The organism is Microbulbifer sp. GL-2, from assembly GCF_007183175.1.
Classification (GTDB): Bacteria; Pseudomonadota; Gammaproteobacteria; order Pseudomonadales; family Cellvibrionaceae; genus Microbulbifer.
The window spans coordinates 3,866,060-3,890,495 of sequence record NZ_AP019807.1 but is presented as its reverse complement, the minus strand read 5'-3'; the positions used below and the strand labels follow the sequence as shown (position 1 = coordinate 3,890,495).

Sequence of the window (24,436 nt, the reverse complement as noted above, 5' to 3'; positions counted from 1 at the left end):
AGCGTGATCAAGGTTGTCAGCTTCAAAATCTGCCCGTTTGTGCAAAGGGTAACCGCCCTGCTTGAGGCCAAAAAGATCCCCTACGAGGTTGAATATATAAGCCTTAAGGATAAACCCCAGTGGTTCCTGGAAATTTCACCTACTGGTCAGGTACCAGTTCTGGTTACAGAAAGTGGCCAGGCTCTATTCGAATCTGATGCGATTGTCGAATACCTGAATGAGACCTACCCCTCCCTGCAGCCTGATATCAGCCCGGAGCAACGTGCCCTTAACCGGGCCTGGAGTTACCAGGCCACAAAGCACTATTTGGCGCAGTGCTCAGCTCAGAGGAGTGCAAACAAGCAAATATTGGAAGAGCGTAGTGGCAAACTTGCCCAAGCTTTTGCAAAAATTGAAGAGGAACTGGGAGATGGACCATTTTTTAATGGTACAACGTTGAGTGATGTTGACATTGCATGGCTACCTTTACTTCACCGTGCGTCTATTATTCAGGCTCACTCAGGTTATGATTTCCTGGCGGGCTTTTCTAAGGTGAAAGTTTGGCAGGGGGCAATTCTACATACAGGGCTCGCTGAAAAATCGGTTCCTGGCGATTTTGAACAACGCTTTACCGACTTCTATCTATCAGAGAATACCTACCTGGGTAACAGCACGGCCAGCACTAACAATCAGGACAAACTCTGTTCCAGCGGTAGTTGCTGTTAAAGTACTTGATAGCGCCCTCAATTATGTGGGCGCTATGTATATTCAACAATAGAGCCTGTTCGGCGGAGCTTCTCAATAATTCACGGGCTAGCTAACTCATTGCCAGGTGGTCAAGCCCCTATATCAAAGTATTGGTTGAAAGTCAGCTTCTCTTTTCCTTTCCTCTATTCGGCTCGTGGGCCTCGTAACGAGGCAAAGCATCCAAACTGTCCCAATTAGCCCTTGATGTCACAAAGTTATGAGAGATCGGGCGTTCTGTAATATCTGAATCAAGGATACCCAGGCGAAGACGAACCCTCGAGGGATCTTCAGAGTTCGAACTATAGATCGGCGATGCACATACTGTGCAAAAGTGACGCTTCTTTCCGGAACGAAGTTCAAAGAAACCAATCAGGTCCTTACCCTGGTCAATAGTCAGACCCTCCGTATCTACGAAGCCATTTGTGGCGAAAGCAGTTCCACTGGATTTGCGACAAAGCGAACAGTGGCAATGAATAATATCCTGTAGTCCACCACGAATAGAAATCTCAACACCTCCGCAAAGACAGCTTCCTTTGTACATAACCTCTCCAATAATTGATCAAACCTAAAATCGCTTCACAGCCCTACAAGTATAAGGGATATCCTTAAGCGCAGAGCAAGCTACTTCTCCGCCCAAAATATCTGATTAATAGCCCGCAAAAAATTTAATGGTAAACTACTTATCTTTTCGCAAATGATCAAAAGGCATTGAGATGAATAGAGTTATCACCGTCGCACTCACTTTGATATTGGCTGGATGTGGCACAGCCAATACCGTTGGTGGGGACAACTATACTGTGGGAAGTGCTCTAACGAAGGAAGGTTCATACTGTGAAACCCTCCCCCGAATCTACAGTGGAGTTGCATACAATATCTGTAAAATGAACTCCAAACCCAAGAATTTCGGCACCATAATATTGGCCTGTACAGTAGTTGACTCAGTGTTTTCGGCAGCCCTGGATACAGCTGCACTCCCTTACACTATTTACACTCAAAATATGCATGGCAACTTTGATTTACGCGAGCATATTTACCAGTAAATCCCTGCATTGAAGATGATAAGCTGCTAGGGCAAGTGCTTGAGGAAGAACTCCCGTATATTTCCCCCCATCACCTTGCGAATCTCTTCCTCGGTAAACCCTTGGAGCAACATTTCGGCAGTCAGCACCCCCAAGTTACCCGCGTCAAATGAGACCTCTACACTGCCATCATAATCTGACCCAAGAGCAACATGGTTCACCCCCAACAGCCCTATAGCATAGCGCAGTGTTTTGACAATATTGCGGGGGCTGTTATCACATACCGCGCCCTTCCAAAAGCCGATGCCAATCAAGCCTCCTCGCTCTGCTATTTTCTTCATCAGGGCATCGCTAATATTACGCGGTGAGTCACAACTACCTTTTAGCCCTGTATGAGAAACAATCAATGGCCGTCCGGACTGTGCCAACACCTCCTTAACAACAGACTCAGAGGAATGAGCTACGTCAATAATAATCGAACGACGATCCATCTCCTTCACCGCAGCTCGACCAAACTCCGTTAAACCGCCTCCACTTTGGCCGTGCAGTGATCCGCCCAGCTCATTATCAAAGAAGTGCTGCAACCCCATCACCCGAAAACCGGCATTGTATAAGCGGCTGATGTTGGATAAATCCCCTTCCAGTGGATGGGCTCCTTCAATACCAAGGATTGCCGCAAGAGTATTAGCGCCTTGCTCCCTGGCCTGAAGTACCTGACGCAGATCCTCTGCGGTACGCACGATGCGAAATTGCTCAGGAGAGGATTGTTGTAGTGCAGTAGCCCGTCCAGAATGATAGAGCGCGCGCTGAAGAAGGCTACCCCAGGTTCTGGGTGGCCACCCCTGGGCAATCGCAAGTAGAGTTATATTATCCCCGGCATCTGTCGAATTATGATTATAGTTCTGCCCCCTTGGGGACTTTGTAACTGAAGTAAAGACCTGTATCCCAAGATTGCCGCGCTGGGCTCTCGGTAAATCCAGGTGACCATAGCTGGCTTCTTTTGATAAATCACGAGCCCAAAGGAAGCTATCTGCATGTAAGTCGCCAACAACGAGTGTCCTATGTAGTGCTTTAGCTTTCTGAGTAATCTCGGTATGATCGCCAGCACCCTTTTTGTTTAATTTTTGCTCAACACCTGGAAGCAAAAGCCACTTCCAACTCGAGAACAATATCAGTACCAGTGCTGTCAAACATACAAGCCAGGACCTCATTATGGTTTCCCTCTGTTGGTAATGGTGGGGTTATAACCTATGAAGTTGCGGTATGTCATGGGCGTTATAGGTTAAGAAGCCGCCGACGAACAACATATATTCGGAAAGCCCAAAACATGTACACCAAGTAATTTCAACCAGGTGTATGAACCAGTAAATAGAACGAACAAGGAATCACGGTGGCAAAATACTATCAATTCACTCTGTTACTATTGGTTGCAGTAGTATTCAGCGGATGCGCGGCACTTTCACCTAATTTCCAGAAACCCGAGGTAGAGGTAGTCGCAGTTGAACCTCTACCGGCAAGCACTGGTAATAATCTAAAATTCCGAATTCATCTTAGAGTCTTTAATCCCAACAATAGCGAACTGGGACTTTCGGGTCTTTACTACACCCTGCGGCTGGGGGGACATAAAATACTGACGGGCACCTCCAATAACCTTATGCCCATTGCCCCTTACGGCCAGGACGATATTGCCGTGGATGCTACAGCCAGCCTGGTAGGCTCTATCTTCGCAGCTGTTGACCTCATTAATCTGAACCAGAGTTCCATACCTTATGAACTGGAGGCGAAGATAGGTTTGAGTAAATCACTGCTCCCTTCAATCAAGGTTAATAGAAGTGGGGTGATTAACCTAAACCAGTATCGTTGAAACGTCCGCGGGCTTCATTATGTAACAGGGCAAACTTTTTACCCCTATAATCGAAGCCCTCAAATTTCCTTGTTTAAGGCGTTACAAAGCTGCCCATGGAGACCTGTTTTGTCTCAGAGGGCGTCATCCGCATTGGGCTCTGATTGATAGCCCACTTTAAGCAGCCCGGTAATCAGAAGCGGGGTATTTTTATGTTTCTCGCCGCTCTTAACCTGCCCTTTCGCCTGACCAAATAAGTTTCTTCAAACTCGCAGGCCAATAGTTAATGCCCCCAGTCACCAACCTTGTCTGCCCCCGGGATCTGAAACTCCAGGTACTCCTCCAGACTAAATGGCATTTCCTCCATAACCGCCCGTACCCGCTGGCCAATAGCTTTGGTTTCAGGGCGCGCATTGGCAAGTCCGGTATAGGGAATACCCCTGCCACTGGGTACATCAGGGTATTTTTTCTTAAAGAGTCGGTGCCGAGCCACCATGTGATTGAATTGTCCCTGGGTGTGGATCAGGGGCACGAGTTGCGGGTACTCTTCGCGCGGGTCCATATAGAGATCATAATAGGCTTCCGGCATCCCCGAAGAAGCCACCTCTCCTGCACCAATCCAGTGACGTTTATAGCGGCCTTTAACTGTAGCCCCAAGGTCCTTTCCCGTATAAATAAACACATAATCCCTGCGGCTATGAGTATCGCCATTTAGCAGCAGCGCTGTCTGATCCAGACCATCCACCACTCGATCAGTTGGGATATGCTCAACCGCATCCCCAATTCTGGCAAAAGTCGTGTAGAGGTCAGTAATATGAATTATGTCCCCCACAGCCTGTTTGGGCTCTATCATCCCCGGCCACCAGGCAAAGGCCGGAACCCTTACCCCACCCTCTGTAAAGTCCCCTTTGCCGCCCCGATAGAGCATTGGCAGCATGCCCCACCCTGCAGGAGGGCTGTGCACCATAGGGCCATTGTCAGCCATGGCAATAAAGAGAGTGTTTTCGGCAATTCCCAGGTCTTGCAGCTCCGTCATTAACTGCCCTACAAAATCATCAACCGCAGGGAAAGAGTCCGCCACCATCAATCCCGATACAGAAGGTTTAGGCATGAAAGCAGCCATAAAATTCAGGAAGTTTGGCCAGTATGCGACGAAGAATGGTTTTTTAGCTTCGGCGTTCTTTCGAATGAACGCCATCGTACGGCGCTCCGCTTCAGGGTCGAATTTTGCAAAGCAATCGTTGGATGTCCCACACCACTCACGACCAGGTTGTCCTTTCTCACCCTCAATATTCATCACCCACCCCGCGGGGATCAGACCGGGGCTGTCCAGGCGATAGGGGTCAGGGGGGTAAATATCAGGAAACATACCCAATACAGCATTCACTGCATTGGCTTGAGGGTTGTAGAGGGAGGTAATCTGGTTCATGGGGGTAAACAGGGCCTCATCGAAACCCTGGTTATGCAGGTAGCTCTCCTCAATATCTCCCAAGTGCCCTTTTCCAAAAAAGCCTGTGGCGTAACCTGCTTTGGACAGCACCTCTGCAATAGTCACCTCCTCTGCTCGTAGGCCTGAAAACTCATGGGGCATCCCCACCTCCCCCATGCCATGCCTCACCGGGTGGCGGCCAGTAAGCACGGCGGCCCGGGTAGGCGTACAAGAAGGTTCAGAATACATGCGGGTAAAATTAATACCTTCCGCAGCCATCTTATTCAGATTGGGCGTTGTATAGCCAAAATTCTTTTGTAACACGGGGAAGCCAACAGCGCCAAAAGCAGTATCATCCCAGAGTAAGAAGACAATATTTGGCGACCGTCCATACTTTTCCCGTAAAGCTTTCAGGCGATTGGCTATTTCTGAATCCTCTTTCTCCCACCGATCCCCATTTTGCATCTTCAGCACATAGTACTCAGCATCGTGGACTATCTGGGCCTGTAACAACACCGGAACCAGCAGCGCCAATAGTCCCGCTATCTTTTGCCGTGTAAACATGATCCGCTCTCCATAGTCAGCTATGGTGGGGAAAAACTGGTCCCGTATTTCCGCCTGATTGGGCGGCCATCCCAATTCATCACTCTAGAAGAAAGGCAATGGGCACGCGGTATATGTGGCGACAAGTGGCCAATTTCTAGACAAACCAATCTCTCGAATGGAATAGTCGATTTGCTACCGGTTCGAAAAGAGAATTTCGGGAGAGAGAGAAGAGTGGCGTCCTTTTTTCTTGATAAAGAACGCCAAGGCAGGTTGAAACTAGGAAGACTTGTGATTTTCCGCCATCAGCACAGGCCAGGCAGCCCGCAGATACATCACCATGGTCCAAAGGGTGAGAGCTGCTGCAACGTATAGCAACAGATAGCCCAGGGTTTCCATTATGGGGAACTCACGAACATCAAAGGCAAGGAGGACAATAATTGCCGCCATTTGTGCAGTTGTCTTGATCTTGCCAACGTATGAAACGGCTACACTACTGCGCTGGCCCAGTTCTGCCATCCACTCACGCAACCCGGAAACGGCAATTTCCCGGCAGATAATCACCGCCGCCGCCACAGTGAACCAGGCGCTTTTATGCAGACCCACAAGCAGTACCAGCGCCGTGGCCACCATCAACTTATCTGCAACTGGATCGAGAAAAGCGCCGAACGCCGTGCTTTGATTGAGCTTTCTCGCCAGGTAACCATCCAACCAGTCAGTGGCTGCGGCAGCGGCAAAAATAACGGCGGAAGCAATATAGCTCCACTTGTAGGGCAAATAGAAAACCAAAACCAGGACCGGAATCAGTGCGACGCGAAGCAATGTCAGTTGATTGGCGAGTGTCATACTTTTCTCTGTTCTTGTGGAGGGCGTACGTTAACAAGCCAAAGCACAAAATGAAACGCTCAGTGAATAAGCTGGATAATATTTCACCAAGCTAAGGCACATCCTATTCGTGGTGCAGTGTGGAGTATATATCTTGTGCGAGTTTATGACTGATACCTTCCACACTCGCAATTTCTGTCACAGTAGCCTTCTTAATTTCCTGTAAACCACCAAAATGACGCAGCAACGCTCTTCGCCGTGTGGGCCCTACTCCTGCTATGCCTTCGAGAGGTGACTCCCGGCGCTTTTTATCACGCCTGGCCCTATGCCCGGCAATGGCAAACCTGTGCGCCTCATCGCGTACCTGTTGAATCAAGTGTAAGGCAGGTGAATCGGCAGAGAGTACAAGCTCTTTGTTAGTGGAAACCACATGCAGGGTTTCAAATCCCGCTTTACGAGTGGTTCCTTTGGCAACACCAATAATCTGCACGCCAACAACGCCTAGCTCATTGAGGGAATCGATAGCCTGGCTCACCTGCCCTTTACCGCCATCGATCAACAGAATATTGGGAAACTTACCCTCGCCACCAGACAAGCGTGTATAGCGCCGTTTCAGGGCCTGCCCCATGGCTGCATAATCATCCCCAGCCTGAATACCTTCGATGTTAAAACGTCGGTAATCTGACTTGACAGCACCACCGGTATCAAAAACCACGCAGGAAGCAACGGTAGCTTCGCCTGATGAATGGCTGATATCAAAACACTCGATCCGCTCCGGCAATTGTTCCAGCCCCAGTATTTCCTGCAAGGCCTCAAAGCGTCCAAATAACTTTTGCTGTGCAGCAGTACGGCTACTCAAATTCTGCTGTGCGGCTTGCTGAGCCATTTCCACCCAAGTCGCTCGCTTGCCCCGCAATCGATGTGCAATCGACACATCGTGCCCGGCCTGAGCGCTGAGAGCCTGTTGCAGTGGCTCCATATCTTCAAGAGATTCTGACACAAGGATCTCACGAGGAATTTCCCTTGTATTTCCGATGTAGAACTGGGGCACAAAAGCCGATAGCAATTGCGCGGGCTCCAGCCCCAAGCGCTCACTGGGAAAATAACTGCGGCTGCCAAGAATACGCCCCTGACGAATAAACAATACGTGCACACAGCAGCTGCCGCCTTCGGTTGCAACACCCAACACATCGACATCGCCAGTACCCCCCTCGACAACCTGATCGGCCTGGAGGCGTCGCAAAGCGGAAATCTGATCGCGCAGGCGTGCGGCCTTTTCAAATTCCAGTGCTTTGGAAGCCTCATCCATTTGGTCGGCAAGCTCACGGATTATGCTGTCGCTCTTACCGGTAAGGAACATTTCCGCGTGGCGTACATCCTGAAGGTATTCTTCCTCATTGATAAATTTCACACATGGGGCGGTGCAGCGATCTATCTGGTACTGCAGACAGGGTCTGGATCGGTTGCGAAACACACTGTCTTCGCAAGAACGAATCCGAAAAGTCTTTTGCAAAAAATTCAGGCTATCGCGCACCGAGGAGGCATTTGGAAAAGGGCCGAAATAACGACCCTTTTTTCGCTTGGCTCCACGATGCAAGGCTATGCGGGGAAACGTATCGACACTCGAAAGAAAAATATAGGGGTAGCCCTTATCATCCTTGAGCATGACATTGTAAGGCGGATGCTGGGACTTGATCAGGCTTTGCTCTAGTACCAGCGCCTCTGTCTCACTACGAGTAACGGTTACCTCAATATTGCCGATCCGCTGGACCAATGCCATGGTCTTGGTGGTAAGACCAGAACTACGGAAATAACTCGACAGTCGATTGCGAAGGTTTTTCGCCTTACCGACATAAAGAATTTTATTATCCGCATCGAACATCTGGTAGACGCCGGGCTTGCGGGTAACCGAAGGAAGAAAACGCTTGCTATCAAACATCTGATAACCGGTACGATAGAATCAGCGGTAACCCGCTGGAATCAAAGAGCTGCTTCAGGGTCGAGTATCTGGTATTTGACGGCAAGCAGGGTTAACTCCACATCGCTGTTAATATTCAGCTTCTCGAAAATCCGATAGCGGTAGCTGTTTACTGTTTTTGGGCTAACGGAAAGTGATTTGGCAATCTCCGCGACCTTGGCCCCGTTAACGATCATATCCGCAGTTTGTAATTCACGCTTTGAAAGTTTCTCGAAGGGAGAGCGATTTTCAGCCTTGCCGGAGACATTGCGCAAGGCCATTTTGGTGGCCATAGAGTTACTGATAAAAACACCACCATTGACCACGGTGCGGATGGCGCGAACCATTTCTTCCAAGTCGGCGCCTTTGGTGACATACCCCATAGCGCCGGCCTGCATCAGTCGCCCGGGGAAAAGGTCATCATCCAAAGCGCTGACCGCGACCACTTTGGTCTCAGGAAAGCGCCCAAGCAACTTTCGTGTCGCCTCTAGACCACCCATCCCCGGCATTTTAACATCCATCAGGATGACTTCGACCTCAGACTGGCGCACAAACTCCAGGGCTTCTTCACCACAGTTTGCCTCGCCAACAACCTCTATATCCGCGACATCACTTAACATGCGCGAAATCCCCATTCGCACAAGATCGTGATCATCCACCACTAAGACTTTGATCAAGCTATCCCCAACTACGGATAAGTGCAGCGGCTGCGCAGCGAATCAATCCCCATCGCGCGCGCCCTTATAACTGCGTTCTTCTTATTACTCACAGGGAAACTACCCCGTGCAGATCCACCCCAAGAATCCAGTCGCAACATACCAGACAAAAACGCTACTGCAAAGCGATACCGCCGTTTCAAATGCTGCCGAAAAGACATTTGGCCGCAGGATCTTGCTGCCTTTATAACCATTTATTATACTGTAAAAACGTACCAAGTTATTTTTCTGCGATCAACCATCTTGATTCCGCACTATTTGCGAACAACTGAGAGGCAAAGCGAAGAATATGTAGGTGGTACAATTTATAATATAAAATAGATATATGAATTACTTTTAGTTATAACAGAGCTGGAACTGGAAACAGCATAAAGCCCTGCCGGAAACGGCAAAATTTGAATGAGTTTGACGTCCCCTGTAGTCGTTACAGGGGCCTGGTAACTCCTAATGAAATGACCACCGCAAGCACAGCCAATCAAATACTCATAGAATTGAGCACCTGAGTTATGGAAACATGCCAACGAAGTAACGATGCGAAGGCTAGCGCATCAAGGATAGTAACGCGGTTCAGGCTCTAGTGATACGCCAAACTTCGCATGTACATCTTCAACGATTTCCTCTGCTAGCTGCGTCACTTCGGAACCAGCACCCCTACCAGGATTTATCAATACCAGGGCCTGCAATTCATGAACGCCAACGGCGTTACGCCTGATACCTCTCCAGCCTGCTCTATCTATTAGCCACCCAGCAGCCAATTTCCAGCGGTCCCCTGCTGCAAATGCCACCAAGTCTGGGTGCTCAGCTTTGAGAGTCTGGTAACTGGTATTATCAACAATGGGGTTTTTGAAAAAGCTACCCGCATTGGGAATTCTGTCCGGTAGCGGTAATTTACTATTGCGAATCTCAATTACTGCCTGAGCCACCTGCGCAGGAGTCAATGCATTGGCATTCCAGTTTTGCTCGGCTAAATACTGGCGCAGTGCCGGGTAGTCGACATGAGCCTGCCAAACCCCTGGTAGGTACAAATTGACCTGGGTAATAATATACTTGTCACGAAGACTACCCTTAAAAACACTGTCTCGGTAGGAAAATGCACAGTCTTGCGCTGAAAACTCATGGAGTGTACCACTCACAACCTCCATCGCCTGCAAGCTGACAAAACGATCACATAACTCAATGCCGTAGGCACCAATATTTTGGATTGGTGCAGCGCCTATCTTCCCCGGTATTAACGCCAGGTTTTCCAGTCCACCCAACCCTTTTTGTACAGTTGCCATCACCAGCTGGTGCCAATTTTCACCGGCAGCCGCTTCGACGGAGTAACCTGAATCACCAGCGATCAGGGAAAAACCCCGAAGATCTACCTGGATTGCCAAACCCGGAAAGTCGCCGGTCAATACGATATTGCTACCTCCCCCGAGAGGCAAAATAGGCAGCTGCCGCTCACGGGCGAAGGCCAAAGCTTCACGCAATTGCTCCAGGGTTTGCACCCTGGCAAAGTGTGCGCTACGCGCAGAAACTGCCAGGGTATTATGCGGTTGCAAATCGATATTGGTTTCTATCATTGTAAATCAGCTTTAACCGATCAGCTTCCGCATCCGCTGCAGGTCCTGCTCGGTATCAACGCCTCCAGGCACCTCGGCACATGCATCGGCCACATGAATATTTTCATCGTGGTACAGAAAGCGCAGCTGCTCCAAGGCTTCGAATTTCTCCAGGGGCGCCATTGGCCAGGACACAAAGCTCTGCAGCAGCGCTACCCGATAAGCATAGATTCCGATATGTCTACGGGGTTCCAGATCCATCGGGAGGTTGCCATCATCCAAAGCAAACGCATCTCTCGGCCATGGAATGGGTGCTCGGGAGAAGTAACGGGCCAAACCGGATTCCGAAACTACCACTTTAACAATATTCGGATTGCGAAAATCATCCAAGGTGAGAATTGGTTCCGCCAGGGTAGCGACTCCCGTAAGGGTATTTTGTGCAAGATTGGAGGCGACCTGATCGATAACCCGGGCCGGAATAAGGGGCTCATCCCCCTGCACATTCACCAGGATGCGATCATCTGCCAGGCCAAGATTAACAGCCACTTCCTGAAGCCTGTCGGTGCCAGAGGCATGCTCTGCTGAGGTCATGCATACCTTCCCTCCAAATCCCTGCACAGCCTCCGCAACGCGCATATCGTCAGTGGCAACAATCACACGCTCTGCACAGCTTTCACAGGCCCGCTCATAGACATGCTGAACCATGGGTTTACCCGCAATGTCAGCAAGTGGTTTACCCGGTAAACGACTGGAACTAAAGCGAGCAGGAATAATTACGTCGAAGGAAAAATTATTTTTCATTTTCACAAAACTGTTGCAGGTGCTGATGCACCTTCTGGTAGAAATGATCTGGCAACTTCGCTCTCACCTCCAGCGCCCACCAGTGACTCTCCCAGAAATCCCGGCATTTAACCGCATCTTTCATGGTCATAATTACAGGAGTCTCGCCATCGAAATGCAGTTCCTGAGGGCTGAACTGGTGATGATCGGCAAAGGGCTGCTCCATCACCTTATAACCCAGCCGCTGCAGTTCACGGAAAAACCGCTGGGGATTGCCAATTGCCGCAACCCCGTGACAGGGACCAGGTTCGGGTCCCGAAGTCAGGCGTAAAGTGGAAGTCTGGTCAAGGTTGAACTGGTGCCAGCATGACGGCTCCAGTGTCATCTGGAACTCCAGCAAATCACCACACTGCTGCTTCACCTTTGTCTCTGGTTCACCGTTACTCACCACAATATCCACATTTTGCAGGCGGGTCGCGGGCTCCCGCAATGGGCCGCGTGGCAACATATGGCCGTTGCCGAGACCGCGATGGCCATCCACCACGCAAATCTCCAGGCTGCGCCAAAGACTGTAATGTTGAAGGCCATCATCCGATAAAATCACATCGCACTGATGGTAATCAATCAGGGCCTGGGCCGCCTCTGTGCGGTGGGGGGAAACCATCACCGGAACCCCGGTGATCAGGTGCAGCATCAACGGTTCATCGCCGGATTCCAGCGGGTGGGACTGAGCTGTGACCTGGTAAGGGTAATGTTGCGCACGACCACCATAACCGCGACTGATGATACCGGGGTTATGGCCTCGCTCTTTCAGCCAGCGGGCAAGCTCTGCCACCATCGGCGTCTTGCCAGCACCGCCCACGGTAATATTCCCCACTACTATAACCGGCACCGATAAAGGTTCCGGAGGTGTTCGTGAATTCAAAACCCGGCGCCGCTTACTCACCCCACCATAGAGCATTTCCAGTGGTGTAAGCAGGGAGAGGGATCGGCCCTTACCTTTTTCCGGATACCAGCGCTTGTTAAACCAGTCTTCCAGTGACATCCAAGTGCCCTATCCCATAGTCTGTTGTTGCAACAATGCGGCGTAACGCCCCCCGCGAGCAAGCAACTCTGTGTGTTTGCCGCTTTCAACAATACGCCCCTTCTCCATCACCAGAATACGATCGGCATTTTCGATAGTACTCAAGCGGTGAGCGATAACAAACGTAGTGCGATTTTTCATCACCTCTGAAAGAGCCGCCTGGATATGACGCTCAGATTCATTATCCAATGCGGAGGTGGCCTCATCCAAAATCAGGATCGGCGCATCTTTGAGTAGTGCCCGCGCGATTGACAGCCGCTGGCGCTGACCTCCGGAAAGCATCTGTGCATTGTCTCCCAGAACGGTTTCAAGTCCCCGGGAAAGCTCTTCAATGAAGTCCGCAGCATGGGCTTGATCAATTGCGCGCAGAACATTTTCCTTGGGCGCGTGCTCAAGCTCTCCATAAGCGATATTTCGGTAAACAGTGTCATTAAACAATACGATATTCTGCGACACCATACTTATATGTCGGCGTAGATCTTGCAGCGGTACCGTTGATATATCGGTGCCATCAATAACGATACGGCCACCGCTGGGCTCATAAAATCGAGCAAGCAAGCTCACCAGGGTACTCTTACCAGAACCGGAGGCCCCGACCAGTGCGACAGTTTCACCCGGCTCAACAGAAAAGTTGATGTCGGAGAGCACCTGGGGCGCAGACTTATCGTAGCTGAAGTCGAGTCCCTCAAAAGAAACCGCGCCTTGCACTGGCTTGGGCAATGCTTCACTGCCCCCCTGAGGCTCTTTTGGTGCATCCATGACTTCAAAAATACTTTCCGCTGCGGCAATGCCCTTCTGGATATCTGCAAAAACCTCCGAAAGGCTGCGCACCGGTTTTGCCAGGGAGGCCGCAGCGCCAATATAGGCAGCAAAAACACCAGCGGTCATGGCCTCAACCATTCCCGGCGCCAACGCCAACCATACGATAGTAGCGGTTGAGAGTCCCACCAGGATCTGGATCACCGATACACTAGCGTTATTAGCTACAACCAGCTTCATGAACTGCCTGCGGTTATTGTCACTTGCAGATTGGAAGCGCGAGCTCTCATATTCCTGGCCCCCATACATCCGTACTACCTGGTAACCGTTAATCGCCTCCTGGGTAACATGGGTTACATCGCCCATGGAATTTTGGATCCGGTGGCTCAACTTACGGAAACGCTTACCTACTGTGCGCACGATCAGGGCGATAAACGGAGCAAACAGGAAGAAGGTCAAGGTCAACTTCCAATTCACCAACAACAGGTATGTCAACAAGCCGATAGTGGTAAATGACTCACGAAATAATACCTTTACCGCTTTGGTGATGGAGTTAGTAACCTGCTCGACGTTGTAGGAAACCTTGGAAATAAGATAGGCGCCAGTATAGCGATCGAAATACGCACTGGGCAGCTGGCCGATTTTCTCAAACAGCTGGGCGCGCAACTGGTGAATCACCGCTCGGCCAACATAGGCCAGGCCGTAACTGCCGACAAAATTGCCGATTGCCCTCAGCACAATGATCAAAAGCATTGCCAGGGGTACCAGCCAGCGCGCAGTTTCCTGCGGCATGACCCCACCCGGGTAATGAGATGCGACAAACTTGGATAAGAAGCCACGACTCTCCTGAATTCCTGCCCCAACAGCGTCAAGCAACAGCTCGGTAACAGCAATCAGGCTGACACCCATAATGGAAAACAGAAAAAAACCCAATACCGCAACGGCAAAAATAGCCAAATGCGGTCGGGCGTAGGCGAGCAGGCGTCGATAGGTGTGCGCCCCGCGCTGTGGTTTGCTCGGGGGCAATGTTACTTTCTTCATACAGACCAATGACTGGACCCGCCCCCGAAGGGGCCGGTTCGCACACAAAACACACAACCAATCATGGTCTCAAGGCAGGCTTTGCGCGCTAGTTCTCTTCAGGTTGCCGTGTAGTAATGCTTAGGTTGACAAAGCCCAACTGTCCAGCGGCATCCATTGCCCGCACCACAGCCTGGTGGTGGGCTGTGGCGTCGGCGGTTATCACAAGCGGGCGATTGTACTCGCCCGCGGATACTTCCGACAGCGCAGATTTCAAAGTGGTCAGCTTTTTATTGATCAGGCCTTGACCATCCACTGAATAGGAACCGTCCGCACTGATCAAAATTTCAACAGCACGGGATTCCTCTGCTGCTTGTGGGCCTGCAGCCTCAGGCAGATTCAGCTTGAGGTGGCTCTCTTTGGTAAAGGTGGTAGACACCATAAAGAAAATCAGCAGCAGGAAGACGACGTCGATCAACGGCGTGAGGTTTACCCCATCCTGCTCTTTGGTTTGGCGGCGGAATTGCATGGATTGCTACCTCGCTCAGGCCGCATCTTCGATTTTACGGTCACTGTGCAAAGCATCCACGAGTTTCACCGCTTCCTGCTCCATAGTTACCACGATGGTATCCACACGACGTTGAAAATACCTATGTGCCATCAATGCTGGGATAGCCACCGTCAAACCGGCCGCAGTAGTAATCAGAGCCTGGCTGATGCCTCCGGCCAACACCCCCGCGTTCCCGGTGCCTTCGAGCATGATTGCGGTAAACACTTGAATCATACCTATAACTGTACCCAGCAAACCAATCAACGGTGCAACAGCAGCAATCGTGCCCAGCGCGCCCAGGAAGCGTTCAAGATCGTGAACCACTTGGCTCGCGGTTTCTTCAATGCTGTCTTTCATAATCTCGCGACCGTGACGGGAGTTGGAAAGACCTGTAGCAAAAATCCGTCCCAGTGGGCTGGAGTCGCGTAATTCTTTAAGTTTTTCAGCGTCTACCTGATTGCTTTTGAGCCAACCCCACACCTCTCCCAACAACGTTCGCGGCGCAATACGCTGTGGACTTAAGGTCCAAAGGCGTTCGATACAAATTGCAATTACGGCAACAGAACAAAGCAGGATCGGCAGCATCAGCAAGCCGCCAGATTTTATTATTTCAAACACGTTTCTTGGCCCCAAACAGCGAGAGGGATTTCTGTAATTTTCTTCTGCACCATAAATGCAGGCCCTGCACTTTATCACAGCTATTCCCGGCGGCTAAGTCCTCCGCGCCCCTCTTCTTCATCACTGTGACTCGCATACCAAAATCGCGGAGCCGACCTGGCGTGAAAAATCTCGGGATCATGAAAACCTTCATTCCAGTGAAATTCAATCGCTCCACTTTGCGCTGTATTGAAAATTTGCACACCGGCTTCACGATATCGCGCTACGACATCCGCATGTGGATGACCAAAGTGATGACGAAAACCTGCACTGAAAATAACCCGCTTGGGTTTTGCCCAATGAAGCAACACCTTCGATGATGAGGTCTTTGAACCGTGATGTGGTGCCACCAACACATCCACTGATTTAAATTGTGGAAAGGCCAGCGATAAACGACGCTCCACCGCGCTACTGATATCCCCTGTTAGCAATAGTCGCACCCCGCGCCACTCAACCAGGGCGACACAACTATGATCATTTTCCTCTCCGTTGATTGCCATTTGTTCAGGCCAAAGCCAACGAACATGTATGTCACCAAATCTCTCTTTGGCACCGGCAATACACGCTGTGGAGGGAACACCCAGGCTCGGAGCCAGTCTGTTCCCCAATAGTCCCGGGGAATACAGGCTTCTCAAAGTCCTCCCCTGTAACAGTCCCTCGACCCCTCCTGCGTGATCCCTGTCACCGTGACTGACGATCAGTGCATCAAGCGCTCCCAGTCCCCTCCCGTCTAAAAAAGGCGCAACGATCGAATTCCCGGCACTCCAGCCTGAGGGCGACACCGGCCCCGCATCAAAAACAATATTTGCCTGTGGTGAATAAAGAGCGAGGGCCAGACCCTGCCCTACATCAAGCGCGGTAAAAGTAAACCCTTCACGCCCCGGAGTGGGTAAAGACAGTACCGGCTGAATCAGTGGCAGCAGAAACAGCCACCCGAGGTTTCGCCCGGGTATCCCCCGCGGCATGAGCAATAACAGCAAACACCCCGCTGTGACAGTCAACATCAACCACCCCTGAGGTAGGCCTAGTGCCTGCCAGGAAGGCAAAATCCCTTCGGCTTTATCCAAAAGCCGTAGTAAAAGATCCAGTTGCCAATCGGCAAAGTGCAGACACAACTGCCCAAGCGCCGTGTGCATCAATAGAGCACCCACCATAAGCGCTGGTAAAATCAGCAAGGCCAGCCATGGGATCGCCAGGAGGTTAAGTACCATCCCTCCAGAGCTATAACCGGAAAAAAAGATAACCGAAGGAAGAATCAAACCCAGTGCCACCAACCACTGGCTGCGCAACAGCTGGACAAAGGCCCTGGGAACACCAATCCACCAGTTTGCTGGTTGAACTTCGCCCTCTTCAAACTGGCGAGAGCGCTCTCGGACAATAACCTGGCGCCCCCCAAAACCGAGCAACAGCGCCGCTACTGCCCCGAATGACAACCAGAACCCTACGCCATAAAAAGCGAGAGGCTGAATCAACAAAACCAGAGCTAAGGCAAGACTAAAGGCAAACCCTGCACCAATCCTGCGGCGCCACTGCAGGGCCAGTAGCAATACCCAGGTCATTACCATGGCCCTTTGTGCTGATAGGGGTGAGCCAGCTAAAAGGGTATAAGCCAGGACACCAAGAAGGGCCAATAGAACAGGGAGCGCCCTCGGGCTCGTACCAGTAAACATACCGATACACCGGGCAATCCCAGTGCCAATCAGCAGTAAGAATCCTGCCACCATCCCCACATGCAGCCCCGAAATAGCCAACAGGTGCGCTGTCCCCGTACGCTGCAAAGTCTCACGCTCATCCTCGCTGAGCCCGCTACGGTCTCCCAAAAGAAGCGCAGCAATCAGTGCGGGCCTCACGTAAGGCTGCCCTCGCAAGCTATTACGCAATCCATCACGCACTCTGGCCAACCCCCACCCTTGCCCCAGCCATTCTGGTTGCGCATCACTTGGGCGCAGATAGCCCGTCGCATAGACACCGCGACGCAGTAGCCAGCCCTCGTAGTCAAAGCCATTGGGATTCACGCTGCCTCGGGGTCGCTTTAATCGAACAGGAAGCAGCCAGCGGCTATTGCCCCGCAGACGGGCAAGAACATCTGGCCCTGCCCGGTACCAGGTGAGATAGAGCAGGCTTCCCGGCACGATATATCCTCCCATGGAAAGCACTTTGGCCTGAAAGCGCACACTGTTACCAGGGCCTCTCTGCCAGTGTTCAGTATCCGTAGAGCGAGTCTCCGGCAGGGACACCACCTCCACTTCCAGCGAATGATCGGATCCGTGCGCCCAGAGGGGCAGGCGCTGATCCAGGGCCTTTTGGTTACTCCATACTGCCCATGATGAGCCGGCCAGAGATACCAGCAACAGAGGAATCCAGGGACCTCGTCGCGGAAAAGCCAAGACCACTACGAGTACTGTAATCAGGTAGGCTCCCAGTAGCTTCTCTAGCTCTGGAAGTTTGGGAAGTAGTCCGATCGTCGCGATCGATAGGGAGAAAACCCCCAGTAATGTGGTTGGCCCAACAGGCCCCAAAGATAGGACCTTTCCCATTACTTTGCCGCCCAGGATTCTGAATGCCTTACCCCGGGCTTGCCCCCACCTCCAATAAAGGCCCCTGTACGAAATTCACTCAAAAGGACTCCCTCCCCCTAACAAATATGTACAATCGCGCCAATTAGGGCTGATATCGGCGTGTATTACCGCTTTCAGGCTACCTCAATGGCTATTTATGGCATCCACTGGCTATGTGCCAATAAGAAAAGTGCCATGTTTAACATGTTTGTAATATTCAGGTCGCAGAATCCGCACCAAATCTAGGGGCAGCCAACAAACAGATCGGACGGCTTCTCCTCAACCTAAAACCATAAACTGTGCGAGACGACTATGAACAAGACCGCTCTCTCTCTGGCCATTGTTGCCATGATCCCTACTCTGGCCAACGCCCAAGAAGAAGGCGATGTCCTCGACTTTTACGGCAAAGCCAATGTTACCTTCCAGTCTGCTGACGAAGATGACGGCTCTGTAACTGACGTTCAAAGCAACGCTTCCCGTCTGGGTGTGAAGGGTGAGATCGCCCTGACCGACGGTATCAAGGGTATCTACCGTATGGAATACCAGGTAGATATGGACGGCGATGCCGATGACACTTTCTCCCAGCGCAACATCTATGCCGGGCTGGAAGGCGGCCTTGGTCAGGTTATCGCAGGTAAATTCGATACTCCGCTGAAAGTTGCCCAGAAGAAAGTTGACCTGTTCAACGACCTGGAAGGTGATATCAAGAGCCTGATCACCAGCAGCGACAACCGTGAAGAAGACGCACTGCAATACACTACCCCGTCTTTCGCAGGCTTCAAAGCCTCTGCTGCTTATATCAGCAATAAAGATGAAGTGATCAATGATGTAACCGGTGAGGAACGCAACAACGGCGTTTCCGTATCTGTTGCCTACGACAACAACGGCGTATATATGGCTTACGCTGTTGATCAGGACGTTGAAGGCCAGGATACTGACGTTCAGCGCTTTGTCGCCCAGTACAACATCGGCCCTGTACAGGTAGGTGCACTATTCGAAGACCAGGAAGATGCTGCTGGTGAGAACGCTGACGGTTGGATGGGCTCCGTTGCTTATAAAATTGAGCAGTGGACCTTGAAAGCTCAGTACGGCCAGTCTGACATCAAGGAAGAAGGTGGCGAAACTTACAGTCTGGGCCTTGATTACAAGTTCAACAGCGCAGCAAAAGTTTTCGGCTTCTACACCGACGAAACTGCTGACGACGATTACGATCGCAGCTACGCCGGTATCGGTGCTGAATACAAGTTCTAATTACGCATTATGCGGCGGTCATCCAAATTGGGTTTGGGTTGAGCAGCTTGATCACCGCATTTTGATATGAACGTGGGAAAAAGCGGCCTCTGGCCGCTTTTTCTGCGCCCGAAAAAAGTGGAAATTGAATTCGCTAAATTACCAGCAGGTCCATAAATCTATTCACTGGCACCTCCTCAAATTTCTGTTGCCCCTCAAAAATATCAATTATCTTTCCCACCTGATGGGGGGGGAAGCGCGCGAGCAGGTTTGATTTGAATTTCTCCTCCAACAGCGGAATACCCTCCATACGTCGTCGCCTATGCCCCAATGGATATTCGACTTCAACCTGATCGGTCTTGCTGCCATCTTTAAAAAACACCTGAACCGCATTGGCAATAGATCGCTTGTCTGGCTCCAGATATTCTTTGGAATAACGCTTATCCTCTACCACTTCAATTTTTTTGCGTAGTTCATCTATTTCTGGATGATCGCGATGAAAATCATCTTCATAACACGCAGCGGATAAACCTCCAAACAACAGGCCCACAGCAACGATATATTCAAGGCAATGATCCCTGTCCGCAGCATTAGCCAGGGGGCCAGTTTTAGAAATAATACGAATTGCAGACTCATGGGTAGTAACTACAACTTTAACAATTTCTGTAACTTGCCCTTTGATCTTTGGATGCAGAATAATCGCCGCCTCACAAGCTGTCTGGCTATGGAATTCTGCTGGATAGGAGATTTTGAACAAAATGTTCTCAATAACGTACGAACCATAACCACGAGGAAAGTTAAATTCACGGTCCTCCTGCACTTTTATCTTTTGATCTGCATTGGTCTTGCTGAATAAAACATCGTAGAAACCCCATTGCTTCGCCGTCAGTGCACCGGGCACCCCCATCTCCCCACGCAAAACCATATCCGCCAGACGCACACCCCGGGATGTAGCATCCCCTGCTGCCCAGGACTTGCGGGAACCGGTATTCGGCGCATGCCGATAGGTACGTAAAGCACTGCCATCCACCCATGCCAGCGAGACCGCAGCCATCACCTCTTCACGGCCACCCCCTTTTAACCAGGTCGCCACTGCCGTCGAAGCCACCCGTACGAGCAGTACATGGTCGAGGCCCACACGGTTAAAGCTATTAGCCAATGCCAGAACACCCTGTATCTCATAGGCTTTAACCATTGCTTCCAGAACTGTAAGCATTTTTAGTGGGGGTTCTCCACGTGCCAGCTTCTTTTGCGAAAGGTAATCGCAAACTGCCAATATGGCACCCAGGTTATCAGATGGATGGCCCCACTCTGCAGCGAGCCAAGTATCGTTGTAATCCAACCAGCGGATGGTGGCGCCTATATCCCAGGCACTCTTTACCGGATCCAAGCAAAATTGTGTGCCCGGCACCCGGGCGCCATTTGGCACCAAAGTTCCCTCTACCACAGGGCCCAGCAATTTTGTGCACTCGGGAAAACATAGCGCCAAACATGCACAACCCAGGGAGTCCATCAGACAATAACGCGCTGTGCGCCAAGCTTCGCTTCCATCAACCCTGTAGTTGAGAACGTAATCGGCGATATCTTGTATCACTTGATCATAATCTGGTCGGTCAGTTCGGCTTGAATCGGAGCACATAGCTAAGAGCCTGGCGTTAGCGTGAAGGGAAATTAAACAAGCCTAGCTGTTTTTAGTGGCCATCCTTGAAAAGGCTGCGGGAAACCCTAAGCCCCACACCTGAAAGCAAAATGGAATTGTTCGATGGGACTGGTTCTTTGTGCTTTGGACCGCCACAATACTAGTCTGGCTGATTACTGGGACTGTAAAACAATAATTTGTTAATGTTCGAAAATCACAGGGGAATCGGGATATTTACAGTTAGCTTTTGGGCATATACCTTCAGTGCAAACACCCCAACATTGATCAGCTCAAACTAAAAATCCTGGAATCAAACCACACATTTTAAAATCATCGGCAGGAATTATTAAGTTGCAAGAAACAGCCTCTAAAACAAAAAGAATACACTGCACGAAAGAAACCATATTATTCCGACAGGGACAAGCCTCCCAGAAAATTTATTATATCCACGCGGGCTATGTTCTTATCCATAAAGTAGATTTTAGTGGCACCCCAGGGCTTATTGACTTATATGGCCCAGGCTCCTGGTTTGGTCCAGGTCTCGGTGGGAAGTCACAGGATACCGAGGCAGTTGCCAAAATAGGTTGTGAACTTGAGGTAACCCTTCCTGAAAACCTTAATAGTATGATGCATTCATTGTCACAAACCCCTAAAAGTCTCATTGAGCACTTAGCTAATAGGGAATCACTGTTACAGCAACGCCTTTTTCAGCATATAACCGCCCCCTTACCTGTAAGGCTGGCAAGCTTATTATCTCAACTATTCCACTTTCGTGGGCAGCCATGTGCTCACGGGCATGAACTGGACGTCAAACTTTCCCAATCTGAGCTAGCGGCCATGGCGGGCGGCAGTAGACAAACAGTCAGCCAGCTTCTTAGTCGCTGGAAGCAGGATGGTGTTATCGACTACACACGTCAACATATCTGCCTGCTCAATAAATGTGCCCTGGAAGCTTTAACCCAAAGGTAAGTTTCGCCTTTATGTCAGCCAGCCGACAGTCAACCTCCCCATGCCTCCCTATACTTTCAAAAAATTGAAGACTTGAGTTAACCCTCACTGCCATTAAATCAGGAAAGGAAGAGACGTCATGCGGACTATCTATTTGGCCACAGTGGTGCTTATGTTTAGCCTACAGGCCATAGCCCAAGAAGACCTAAAATCTACATACAGTCATTATGTCGATAAACAGGGAAACATCACCTTGCCCCAGGATTATCGTAGAAACTGGACATTTCTCGGCTCTTACCAGGTAAAGTCTTCAAATGGTAAAGGCTGGGATACGCACAATGTTTACATCCAACCTGAAGCGGTTAAAGCCTTTCGTGAAAATGGAAAATTCCCGGATGGCGCAGTTCTGGTAAAAGATGTCAACAGCACCCAATCAGAACCTCTAACCACTGGTTTAGCTTACTACTCTTCTGACCTCCAGTTCACATTTATGATGGTGAAGGATGCTGAAGGGAGATTTCCCAAAAACGAGGCTTGGGCCGAAGGATGGGGATGGGCTTTATTTAAGCCAGGAATAGCAAAAAGTGAAACTGAAAACTGGAAAGGCAGTGGGCTTAACAACTGTTTTGGGTGTCACTTACCGGCTAAAAACAATGACTGGGTATACACCCAAGGTTACCAGCAAGTCCTACAGAAATAATAGAAAGTAAGCGTTCTATTTTGGGGGCTCACAACTATTCCTCTTGAGAACAGAGCCCCTCCTTAAACCATTTTATCACTTTTACTTCCTCGCCAATTGATTTGCATCAATAACTGCAAACATAAAACACACTGGATTCACTAAATAGCAGAAAAAATAAATACCTGTTTGAATAGCCTTCCCGGGGCATTGGCAGGCGTTTTCTATGCCGGTAATATGCGGCCGCGTCCGTCTATTCCACTATGAGTTTTTCCGTGTTTAAACCTGAGTTACTGTCCCCAGCAGGGACTTTAAAAAATATGCGATATGCGTTTGCCTATGGTGCCGATGCCGTTTATGCCGGTCAGCCCCGCTACAGCTTGCGTGTGCGCAATAATGAATTCAAAAATATTAAAACCCTGCGCCTGGGTATAGAAGAAGCACACCAGCAGGGAAAACAGTTCTATATCGCCTCCAATATCGCCGCACACAACGACAAAGTTCGCAGTTACCTGCGGGACCTGGAAGAAATTGTCGAAATGGAGCCTGACGCCCTGATTATGTCCGACCCAGGCCTGATAATGATGGTAAGGGAGCGTTGGCCTGATCTGCCAGTCCACCTATCCGTACAGGCCAATGCGGTAAACTACGCAACCGCAAAGTTCTGGCATCGCCAGGGGTTATCTCGGGTGATACTTTCCCGGGAGCTGTCCCTGGATGAGATTGAAGAAATTCGCCAGAAAGTGCCTGAGATGGAGTTGGAAGTCTTTGTCCACGGTGCACTCTGTATCGCCTATTCCGGGCGCTGCTTGCTGTCCGGTTATATGACCCATAGAGATGCCAACCAGGGCGCCTGCACCAACTCCTGTCGCTGGCAATACCAAGCTCATGAAGCTAAAGAGAATGAAGTTGGCGAATTGATTCATGTGCAAACCCAGGAAACTATCCAGGAATCTATCCAGAAACCCATCCAGCAACTCACCTCCGCCAGCGACAGCACTTCCCAGGCCTTTTTACTACAGGAAGAGGGTCGCCCTGGCGAATATATGCCGGCCTACGAAGATGAGCACGGTACCTACATCATGAACTCCAAAGACTTGCGGGCTGTGCAGCACGTCAAACGCCTGACCGAGATGGGAGTCCACTCTTTAAAAATCGAAGGCCGCACCAAGTCCCACTACTATGTGGCTCGTACTGCTCAGATCTATCGTCGTGCCATAGACGACGCTGCAGCAGGAAAAGACTTTGACATGAAGATGATGGACGAATTGGAAACCCTCTCGAACAGGGGCTACACGGAAGGTTTCTACCGTCGCCATCCACCGGCAGAATACCAGCAATATGAAAAGGGATTGGTATCAACTCCGGGCCAGCAGTTTGTAGGCGAGCTTATTGACGGAAGTCCTGAGTATTTGACGATTGATGTTAAAAATCGCTTTGAACGCGGTGATCAATTGGAGTTAATGACTCCCAGCGGTAGCTTGTTCTTCCCCTTGGAGCAAATGGAGAATACGGAAGGCAAAGCGATCGATGTAGCTCCGGGATCCGGGCATATCGTGCAAATACCCCGACCTGAGGGCGTTGATGACGATCAACTTCAACAGGCACTATTAGTCAAAGCTCTGGGATAACCCTCGGTCTGTAATTTGCACTAAGGCTTATCCAGCCCTTCGTTTTACAAATATATTTTGTTAAAGGTGTAGTGGTTTAGACAAACCACCGGATTCACTAAGCCACGACACCTTTATTTCCACCATATCTCCTCCTTTTAACTTGTGAGTTGATCCTCAAAATTCATTGGGTAATCGTTAAATTTCTCAAGTGACTTCCCACTTCACAATATTCAAACCGTCCTGTATTTCCCTACCACTCACCGCAAGCAACTGGTTCTTGCACCAGTTTTCCTGCATTTTCAGCTTCACCTAAAACC

21 protein-coding genes are annotated in these 24,436 nt (G+C 50.3%); 7 read left to right on the top strand and 14 right to left on the bottom strand.

Features of this window, described 5'->3' with window-relative positions:
- The first annotated feature begins 3 nt into the window (after positions 1-3).
- Positions 4-705, top strand: coding sequence for a glutathione S-transferase family protein (locus GL2_RS16945; RefSeq protein ID WP_143731751.1), 702 nt, complete (start codon positions 4-6; stop codon positions 703-705).
- A 142-nt stretch (positions 706-847) separates the two neighbouring features.
- Here GL2_RS16945 and GL2_RS16940 read toward each other — a convergent pair whose 3' ends face one another.
- Positions 848-1,267, bottom strand: a complete 420-nt coding sequence (locus tag GL2_RS16940; RefSeq protein ID WP_143731750.1) for a GFA family protein — start codon at positions 1,265-1,267, stop codon at positions 848-850.
- A 172-nt stretch (positions 1,268-1,439) separates the two neighbouring features.
- Here GL2_RS16940 and GL2_RS16935 point away from each other — a divergent pair, with 172 nt between their 5' ends.
- On the top strand, positions 1,440-1,766 hold the full coding sequence (locus GL2_RS16935) for a YceK/YidQ family lipoprotein (protein WP_143731749.1): 327 nt from the start codon (positions 1,440-1,442) through the stop codon (positions 1,764-1,766).
- A gap of 26 nt (positions 1,767-1,792) precedes the next feature.
- On the opposite strand, the gene GL2_RS16930 is transcribed toward GL2_RS16935, so the two are convergent.
- Positions 1,793-2,956, bottom strand: coding sequence for a dipeptidase (locus GL2_RS16930; protein WP_143731748.1), 1,164 nt, complete (start codon positions 2,954-2,956; stop codon positions 1,793-1,795).
- A gap of 179 nt (positions 2,957-3,135) precedes the next feature.
- Here GL2_RS16930 and GL2_RS16925 point away from each other — a divergent pair, with 179 nt between their 5' ends.
- The gene (locus tag GL2_RS16925; protein ID WP_172621185.1) at positions 3,136-3,609 is read left to right on the top strand and encodes an LEA type 2 family protein; all 474 of its coding nucleotides are present in this window, start codon (positions 3,136-3,138) and stop codon (positions 3,607-3,609) included.
- A 262-nt stretch (positions 3,610-3,871) separates the two neighbouring features.
- On the opposite strand, the gene GL2_RS16920 is transcribed toward GL2_RS16925, so the two are convergent.
- From GL2_RS16920 to GL2_RS16870, 11 genes are all read right to left on the bottom strand, one after another.
- Positions 3,872-5,581 (bottom strand): sulfatase-like hydrolase/transferase, encoded by a 1,710-nt coding sequence (locus GL2_RS16920; protein ID WP_143731746.1) that lies wholly within the window; start codon positions 5,579-5,581, stop codon positions 3,872-3,874.
- Positions 5,582-5,839: 258 nt separating this feature from the next.
- Positions 5,840-6,406 (bottom strand): CDP-diacylglycerol--glycerol-3-phosphate 3-phosphatidyltransferase, encoded by a 567-nt coding sequence (pgsA, locus tag GL2_RS16915; protein WP_143731745.1) that lies wholly within the window; start codon positions 6,404-6,406, stop codon positions 5,840-5,842.
- A gap of 103 nt (positions 6,407-6,509) precedes the next feature.
- On the bottom strand, positions 6,510-8,324 hold the full coding sequence (gene uvrC / locus GL2_RS16910) for an excinuclease ABC subunit UvrC (RefSeq protein WP_143731744.1): 1,815 nt from the start codon (positions 8,322-8,324) through the stop codon (positions 6,510-6,512).
- Between the two features lie 41 nt (positions 8,325-8,365).
- Positions 8,366-9,019: a response regulator gene (locus GL2_RS16905; RefSeq protein ID WP_143731743.1), complete on the bottom strand. Its 654-nt coding sequence runs from the start codon at positions 9,017-9,019 to the stop codon at positions 8,366-8,368.
- 587 nt (positions 9,020-9,606) lie between these two features.
- Entirely contained in the window at positions 9,607-10,623 is a 1,017-nt protein-coding gene (gene murB, locus GL2_RS16900) for a UDP-N-acetylmuramate dehydrogenase (RefSeq protein ID WP_143731742.1), read from the bottom strand.
- A 12-nt stretch (positions 10,624-10,635) separates the two neighbouring features.
- On the bottom strand, positions 10,636-11,403 hold the full coding sequence (gene kdsB, locus GL2_RS16895) for a 3-deoxy-manno-octulosonate cytidylyltransferase (RefSeq protein ID WP_143731741.1): 768 nt from the start codon (positions 11,401-11,403) through the stop codon (positions 10,636-10,638).
- Positions 11,393-12,427 (bottom strand): tetraacyldisaccharide 4'-kinase, encoded by a 1,035-nt coding sequence (gene lpxK, locus GL2_RS16890; protein ID WP_143731740.1) that lies wholly within the window; start codon positions 12,425-12,427, stop codon positions 11,393-11,395. The genes kdsB and lpxK overlap by 11 nt, the downstream gene beginning before the upstream one ends.
- 9 nt (positions 12,428-12,436) lie before the next feature.
- Positions 12,437-14,266, bottom strand: a complete 1,830-nt coding sequence (gene msbA / locus GL2_RS16885) for a lipid A export permease/ATP-binding protein MsbA (RefSeq protein WP_143731739.1) — start codon at positions 14,264-14,266, stop codon at positions 12,437-12,439.
- Positions 14,267-14,354: 88 nt separating this feature from the next.
- Positions 14,355-14,774: a biopolymer transporter ExbD gene (locus tag GL2_RS16880; RefSeq protein WP_143731738.1), complete on the bottom strand. Its 420-nt coding sequence runs from the start codon at positions 14,772-14,774 to the stop codon at positions 14,355-14,357.
- Between the two features lie 15 nt (positions 14,775-14,789).
- Positions 14,790-15,413 carry a MotA/TolQ/ExbB proton channel family protein gene (locus tag GL2_RS16875; RefSeq protein WP_143731737.1) on the bottom strand — a complete coding sequence of 208 codons (624 nt, stop codon included), beginning with the start codon at positions 15,411-15,413 and terminating at the stop codon, positions 14,790-14,792.
- Positions 15,414-15,493: 80 nt separating this feature from the next.
- Positions 15,494-17,989, bottom strand: a complete 2,496-nt coding sequence (locus GL2_RS16870; RefSeq protein WP_143731736.1) for a DNA internalization-related competence protein ComEC/Rec2 — start codon at positions 17,987-17,989, stop codon at positions 15,494-15,496.
- 333 nt (positions 17,990-18,322) lie between these two features.
- Here GL2_RS16870 and GL2_RS16865 point away from each other — a divergent pair, with 333 nt between their 5' ends.
- A complete protein-coding gene (locus GL2_RS16865; RefSeq protein ID WP_143731735.1) occupies positions 18,323-19,261 on the top strand; it encodes a porin in 939 nt (312 codons plus the stop codon).
- 133 nt (positions 19,262-19,394) lie between these two features.
- Here the strand turns inward: GL2_RS16865 and GL2_RS16860 are convergent, their stop codons facing one another.
- Complete coding sequence (locus tag GL2_RS16860) at positions 19,395-20,834, bottom strand: bifunctional 2-methylcitrate dehydratase/aconitate hydratase (RefSeq protein WP_305072238.1); 1,440 nt, start codon at positions 20,832-20,834, stop codon at positions 19,395-19,397.
- 396 nt (positions 20,835-21,230) lie between these two features.
- Between GL2_RS16860 and GL2_RS16855 the strand changes: the two genes are divergently transcribed.
- From GL2_RS16855 to yegQ, 3 genes are all read left to right on the top strand, one after another.
- A complete protein-coding gene (locus GL2_RS16855) occupies positions 21,231-21,848 on the top strand; it encodes a Crp/Fnr family transcriptional regulator (RefSeq protein WP_143731733.1) in 618 nt (205 codons plus the stop codon).
- A gap of 142 nt (positions 21,849-21,990) precedes the next feature.
- Complete coding sequence (locus GL2_RS16850) at positions 21,991-22,527, top strand: cytochrome P460 family protein (RefSeq protein ID WP_232053854.1); 537 nt, start codon at positions 21,991-21,993, stop codon at positions 22,525-22,527.
- A 299-nt stretch (positions 22,528-22,826) separates the two neighbouring features.
- Complete coding sequence (gene yegQ / locus GL2_RS16845) at positions 22,827-24,137, top strand: tRNA 5-hydroxyuridine modification protein YegQ (RefSeq protein ID WP_370452157.1); 1,311 nt, start codon at positions 22,827-22,829, stop codon at positions 24,135-24,137.
- The last annotated feature ends 299 nt before the right edge of the window (positions 24,138-24,436 follow it).